Source organism: bacterium, from assembly GCA_030018315.1.
Classification (GTDB): Bacteria; Hydrothermota; UBA3073; order JACQXS01; family JAGMCI01; genus JASEGA01.
On sequence record JASEGA010000024.1, the window covers coordinates 25,749 to 31,869 of the forward strand.

General features: G+C 37.2%; 7 protein-coding genes. All 7 read right to left on the reverse strand.

Translation table 11 applies throughout. The features are described from left to right. Nucleotides 1-4: 4 nt before the first annotated feature. Nucleotides 5-1,459 (reverse strand): hypothetical protein, encoded by a 1,455-nt coding sequence (locus QMD71_07965; GenBank protein ID MDI6840764.1) that lies wholly within the window; start codon nucleotides 1,457-1,459, stop codon nucleotides 5-7. Beyond that, nucleotides 1,460-2,749, reverse strand: coding sequence for an adenylosuccinate lyase (gene purB, locus QMD71_07970; protein ID MDI6840765.1), 1,290 nt, complete (start codon nucleotides 2,747-2,749; stop codon nucleotides 1,460-1,462). A 350-nt stretch (nucleotides 2,750-3,099) separates the two neighbouring features. After that, nucleotides 3,100-3,261 (reverse strand): hypothetical protein, encoded by a 162-nt coding sequence (locus QMD71_07975; protein ID MDI6840766.1) that lies wholly within the window; start codon nucleotides 3,259-3,261, stop codon nucleotides 3,100-3,102. Next, complete coding sequence (locus QMD71_07980; GenBank protein ID MDI6840767.1) at nucleotides 3,252-4,184, reverse strand: DNA methyltransferase; 933 nt, start codon at nucleotides 4,182-4,184, stop codon at nucleotides 3,252-3,254. Before QMD71_07980 ends, QMD71_07975 begins: the two co-directional genes overlap by 10 nt. Nucleotides 4,185-4,189: 5 nt before the next feature. Continuing rightward, nucleotides 4,190-4,855, reverse strand: coding sequence for a fructose-6-phosphate aldolase (fsa, locus tag QMD71_07985; protein ID MDI6840768.1), 666 nt, complete (start codon nucleotides 4,853-4,855; stop codon nucleotides 4,190-4,192). Continuing rightward, nucleotides 4,852-5,439: a hypothetical protein gene (locus tag QMD71_07990; protein MDI6840769.1), complete on the reverse strand. Its 588-nt coding sequence runs from the start codon at nucleotides 5,437-5,439 to the stop codon at nucleotides 4,852-4,854. Before QMD71_07990 ends, fsa begins: the two co-directional genes overlap by 4 nt. Before the next feature lie 108 nt (nucleotides 5,440-5,547). Next, complete coding sequence (locus QMD71_07995) at nucleotides 5,548-5,994, reverse strand: hypothetical protein (GenBank protein ID MDI6840770.1); 447 nt, start codon at nucleotides 5,992-5,994, stop codon at nucleotides 5,548-5,550. Nucleotides 5,995-6,121 lie beyond the last annotated feature (127 nt).

Sequence of the window (6,121 nt, forward strand, 5' to 3'; positions counted from 1 at the left end):
GGCTTTAAAATTTAAGGTTTACCCCTATGACAGGTGAAAACAACTCAAAAAAGTGAGGCGCTTTAAGTTCTTTTATTGCAACAATAGCAGGAATCGCAGCAATAAATGAGTTTGTCTTTAGTCCTAAATCTACTTGCAACAACCCAAAAGAAAAAGAACTACTGGCACTGATTGCAAGATATGGGATTATGAGTTTTCGTTCACCAACTAAGTAAACTTCATTCCAAGCCTCTAAATTAACTCTCAAAGGTAAAAGTAACCGTGACTCAAATCCTGTGCTTAAATAATAACTACCTGATGTATAGCCTCCAATAGTTAAGCCAGAGGTGAATGGTCCAAGTTTAATTGCACTGCCTAACTTTACACCAAGCTTGTGAGGTAGCTTATACTTACCAGCCCATTCATCTAATCGGGTAGTATCAGGGAATTTGGATAGCTTTATGCGGATGTTACCACTTATTGTGTCTCCGGTCACCACTACACCTTCTGAATAAAGCGAATCTATAGATGGTGCACCATTTATATAAGTTATCGTATTCCCGCCACCGAGCTTCAGAGTAACTGCTGGTATTCCTTCTATTGTACCACCTAATTTAAGAAACCCAATATCTAAAATCATACCAGTAAGACAGGTAAATTCATCACCTCTTAATTCAACAGTTCCATTACTTTTGAATATGTTCTCATTAATAGTTGTATTTCCTGATAGATTTACTGTCCATTCTGTAGTTTCACTACATTTCAATGTGCATGGGGCATTGGCATCCACACTTGAACCAAGTTTAAGTTGCCCCCTAATTGGTCTATAAGTAGCACCGAAGCCAAATCCAAAAGGCCCTAAAGAATGGGCAAGCCCAAAGAATACCTTTGGCTGTGATAGCTTGATATTTCCATTTGCTTCAAGAGTTGTGGTAACAGGTGCAGTAAAAGTCCATATAACTGGGATTGTAACTCCTTCAGGTATACCCTGTATTTCAGTGTGTGTTAAAGTATCAGGAATCGTATCAGTAAATGTGTGCCTCAATGAGACTTTGCCTTCACTACTCAAGCCGAGTCCAAAATCTTCTATAACCCCAAATCCGGCACCAAATCCTTTTAAGTAAGTTCCGAATGCTATAAAATTTATACCGCTTGGCTGTGTAAATGCAAGGTCGCAAGGGACTTCAACTTTACCAACTTCTTCACTCATATCAAACACAGGTAACAAATTAATTTTAGATGTGAAACGCAACCCCAAAATAGTTGAGAAACTTTTACCTTTAATCTTAGACAGTGACGCAGGGTTAACGATACAGCCATTTAATCCTTGTGCAAGTGCCGGGTTACTGTATCCTAAATTAAGACCACCAATAGTCAATAGACTGACTTTAAGTTCACCACTTAAACTACCGCTTACCTGAGTGGTATCAGTTAAGGACACGGATAAACACAGATAGGAACACAGATAAATACAAAACATTTATCTAAATCTACTGTACACAGCGTCTATATTTCTCAAGTAATACTTATGGTCAAAGAAGCTGTTTATTTCGTCTGCAGAAAATAACTTATTTATAGCTTTATCTTTTAGCAAGACATCTCTTAAATGCCTACCCTCAGTTTCAGCCTTAAATGAACAGCTTTGTACAACTTCATACGCTTTGGTACGACTCATCCCCTTTTTAATTAGTTCTACAAGCACTTTGCCAGAAAATATAAGCCCACGTGTATACTCAAGATTCTTTTTTAAATTAGCACGCAAAATATTAAGCCCATCAATTACTTCTTTAGTCTTCCTAACTATATAATGAGTAAGTATAGTAGAATCAGGTATAATTATACGCTCAGGGGCTGAGTTTGATATGTCTCTTTCACCCCACAGTGTAATATTTTGCAGCCCTACGAATGCATTACCACGCACTACTCTTGCCAGCCCGCATATACGCTCACAAATTATAGGATTCTTTTTATGTGGCATAGCAGATGAGCCTTTTTGGCCCCTTAGGAATGGCTCAGCAAGCTCGTGTATCTCAGTTCGCTGTAAGTGTCTTATCTCTTGTGCAAATTTTTCACACGAAGTCGCTATAATAGCAAGTGTACAAAGGTATTGGGCATGTCTATCTCTTTGTATTATCTGTGTACTTACAGGCGCAGGCTTAAGACCAAGCTTCTTGCAGACAAGCTCTTCAACCTTTGGTGAAATATATGGATAGTTGCCACAGGCACCTGAAATTTTGCCATAAGAGATATTATCTATTGCAAACTTAAGCCTATCTTCATTAGACAGCATCTCTTCATACCAGACAAGAAACTTCAACCCAAGTGATGTTGGCTCAGCATGTACTCCATGAGTCCTGCCAACAGTCAGTGTATACTTTTCTTCAAGTGCCCTCTTCTTTAAAGCTGACTTTAATTCTTTAATCTCCTGTAAAATAACTTCACCTGCCTCCTTCATCAATAAGGAAAGTGCTGTATCTACTACATCGTAAGAAGTAAGTCCAAGGTGTACCCACTTGGATAGTGGACCGACTGATTCAGCTATATTCTCAATAAAAGCTATTACATCGTGCCGTGTAGTAACTTCAAGTTCTTTAATCCTTTTTGGACTGAACTTTGCTTTAGCTTTGATTTTAGCTACTACATCAGCTGGTATTTCACCAAGTTGTGCTCTGGCTTCAAGGACTGCTAACTCAACTCCCCACCAATACTTGAATTTATTGTCCTCACCCCATATCTTATTGAGCTCAGCTGTTGTATACCTATCTATCATCTTTTAGAGATAAGATACGACTTCAATGATTTTTGTGTCGACTGCTCACACATAAAACATGTATATGAATATATTTTTTGATTAAAATTTTGTTTAGCAGCCTCAAGGTCATATTTAGCTTGTCTTAACCAACGTTCTGCTTCTTCTTTACTTTTTTTTCATATAGGACAATTCCTTCTTTTATAACATTTTCTATAATTGGTTTGTTTAACAACAACAAAATCTAAGTCACTGTATTCGTCAATCTCATCTCTAACATAAGAGCCGAAGATGATTATCTTTTTAGGGTTGTAATTTTTCTTTAGACAGTTTACGATTTGTTCAACAGCACATTTCTTTTTTTCACATTCTTATTTTATAAACTTTTTTGCCTTTTTCCTTTCTTTTTTTGTATTTATCGCCCGGCAAGCTTTAACTTCGACTTTAACACCATCTATCCATAAATCATATTGTCCATCATAATCTTGATCGAGATTTTTGTCAGGCTTCTTAAATCTACTGTCTAAATCCATAATATGTTGATGCCACATCTCGCCAAATATTCGGGGAGCATATTCAAAAAATTCCTATATTGGTTAGATGAAACATAATCTTCCCTCAATTTTTCGTATTGTTTGAAAGTGATAGCCTTCCTATCGAGTAAAAACATTAACATGTACTCGTATCTATAAAATACTTGCTGAATATCTACCCACACATTCCCGGCTCTTATATACTTAGATTTGCCTCGTTCTAAATTTTCCGTAATTCTGCCATTTACTTCTTTATAATATCCCCTCAATATTTTGGGAATATCTGTGTATTCAGCTTCTACCTTAAATTCTGGATTACCTTTAACATAATAAAGGAGTTCCTGTCTGACCCACATCCAGTTTTTCTGTGTTCCATATCCTCTCTGATTTCTTAATGTAATGATATTTTTTGGTTTTAATTCCTTAAATTCTCTCATCAGGATAATAAAATCTGGGAGGGGTTGAAGATTGTCTCTGTAATCTGCACCTAACCATATATAAAAATGAGCATTTTTATCCATCACTAAAATTGCATTTCGCACCCATTTCTCCGAAAACTCTAAGTATTTTTCTATATTTATCTTAAAGAGAGCATTTGTATTTGCATTTCCCACTGGCACATTATAAGGTGGGTCGTTTACAACTAATTTAGCCTTTTCCTCACCATTTTTTACATCTTCCAGTTTTGTTGCGTCTAATACGCCCACCCTATGCCGTTGAACGGGGTCTTCCCATATTTCACCATATTTTAATCTGCATAACGGTAATACTTTTTCTCTTAACTCACCGTGAAGATCCAACCGTTGAAGTCTTTCAGTAGTCTTGCCTTCACTCTGACTTTTTTTACTTGCGTAGACTTGCATCAAAGCTAATTGCTCCTTAATACTTTTTATTTCGGATTCTCTTGTTTTATACCTCTTCATATCTCTTATCTCGTAAACTTTTTTGCACGCTCCCAGTCTTCAATAAATCTCTTTATACCTTGGTCTGTTAGTGGATGTTTAAACATTAGCTGTATCACATTAAATGGTATAGTACAAACAGGAGCACCAAGTTGGGCAGCTTCTACTACATGTAAGGGGTGACGAATTGATGCCACTATTAACTGGGTATCAAATCTGTAATTATTAAGCATTGTAAGGATTTCACGAACAAGCGCCATCCCACTGTGACCGGCGTCATCAAGCCTGCCTATGAATGGTGATATATAGTTAGTGCCAGCCTTTGCAGCTATAATGGCTTGATTACAAGAGAAAACAAGCGTAGTATTTGTAGTTATACCTTCACTTCGTAGCTTCCTTATAGCTTTGACCCCCTCTGGTGTCATCGGCACTTTTATGCAGATATTTGGATGAATTTTTGATAGCTCTCTACCATCTTTTACAATACCTTCTGTATCAAGACTTAACCCTTCAGCTGAGACAGGACCATGAATAAGTTTACATATATCTTTCAAAATATCACGTGGCGAGCGTCGGGTACGTTCAATCTCCTTACCGAGTAGGGTTGGATTTGTAGTGACCCCATCCAAAATGCCAAGCTCGGCTGCCTCACGAATCTCGTCAAGATTAGCAGTATCAATAAAAATTTTCATTTTATACCTCTGTTTACCCCGATGAGCATTGAATAACTACTCTCTTGTATATCACCTAAAGTGTAAAATAGATTTTTAGTATCACCATCAACAAGAATAATACCATACTTTGCTACCACTGAGATAGAGAGTTTTCTAAAATTAGCGCCTACCATTGTGGCTATGTGGAATCCCATTGTGTTTTTGGTCAAAGTATAATAGTCAGTTGTAACCCAACCACCAACTTCACTTATATCTTTGACACAGTTTTTAAGTAAATAAATGCCTAGCCCAGGACCGGCTCCTAAACTTATCCACAGGATCCTTTGGATATTCCATTTGGTTAATTTGAATATGGCAGTCTCATCAACAAAAAGACACGAAAATACACATTCTTTACTCCTTGCACCTTCAGCTTCTTTGTATGGCTTTTGCCAGTACCCAATTGACTCATTGATAAAAAATTTATCCACTATTTCAATTGAATAATGGATACTTAAGAGTGGTGCAAGTCTACTATTGTCTACCTTTAATACTCCACACCCGACACCAAAGCATTGTCCGAAGGATCCTGTGGAGAGAAGGAAAAATTGGATAGGTATCACCTCAAAATGTATTAACCGCAGATGCACGCAGATAAGCGCAGATTGTTTAATGATAAAATCTCTCTATTATCTGTGTTCATCAGTGTTTATCTGCGGTTTCAAATAGAGCTACTTCTTAATTATCAGTTCAAGTTGTTTTGCAATATAGGCTTGCATGTCTTTATTAACTGTATCAGTAAGTGCCCCCCCTATCCAATTAAATTCGTCCTCACTAATTCCTGCCTTCTCATATGCTTTGAGCTCACTATCTTTCCACCGTTCCTGTAACCTATTCCATGACCTCATAACTTCGGGATGCTCACTGCAATAGATAGAGTCAGAGAGTTCATCTAACCCGCTGCTAATATTATAGCGCTTCGTAAATTCTTGCACCTCCTTTTCATGTCTTGCTATTGCATCCATTAGATATTTTGAAGCATTGATGTAACTAGATGCCATCTCTTGTGTAATCTTGCCATCAGCGGGTGGCTTGAATTCTTTAGCTGCCTTTTTTGGTGACTCCTTTGAGCACCCAATAAGTAAACCAACCATAATATAAATAAAATAGTGATTCATAATACTACACCTCCCTCTCGATAAGAGGCTGTTTAGCATTCTATAGATACTTATCTACCAAGAATCTATAAACACCAATAAAAATGCTATCACCTCCTGTTTTCATTTGGTCTCCTCTCTATTGTAT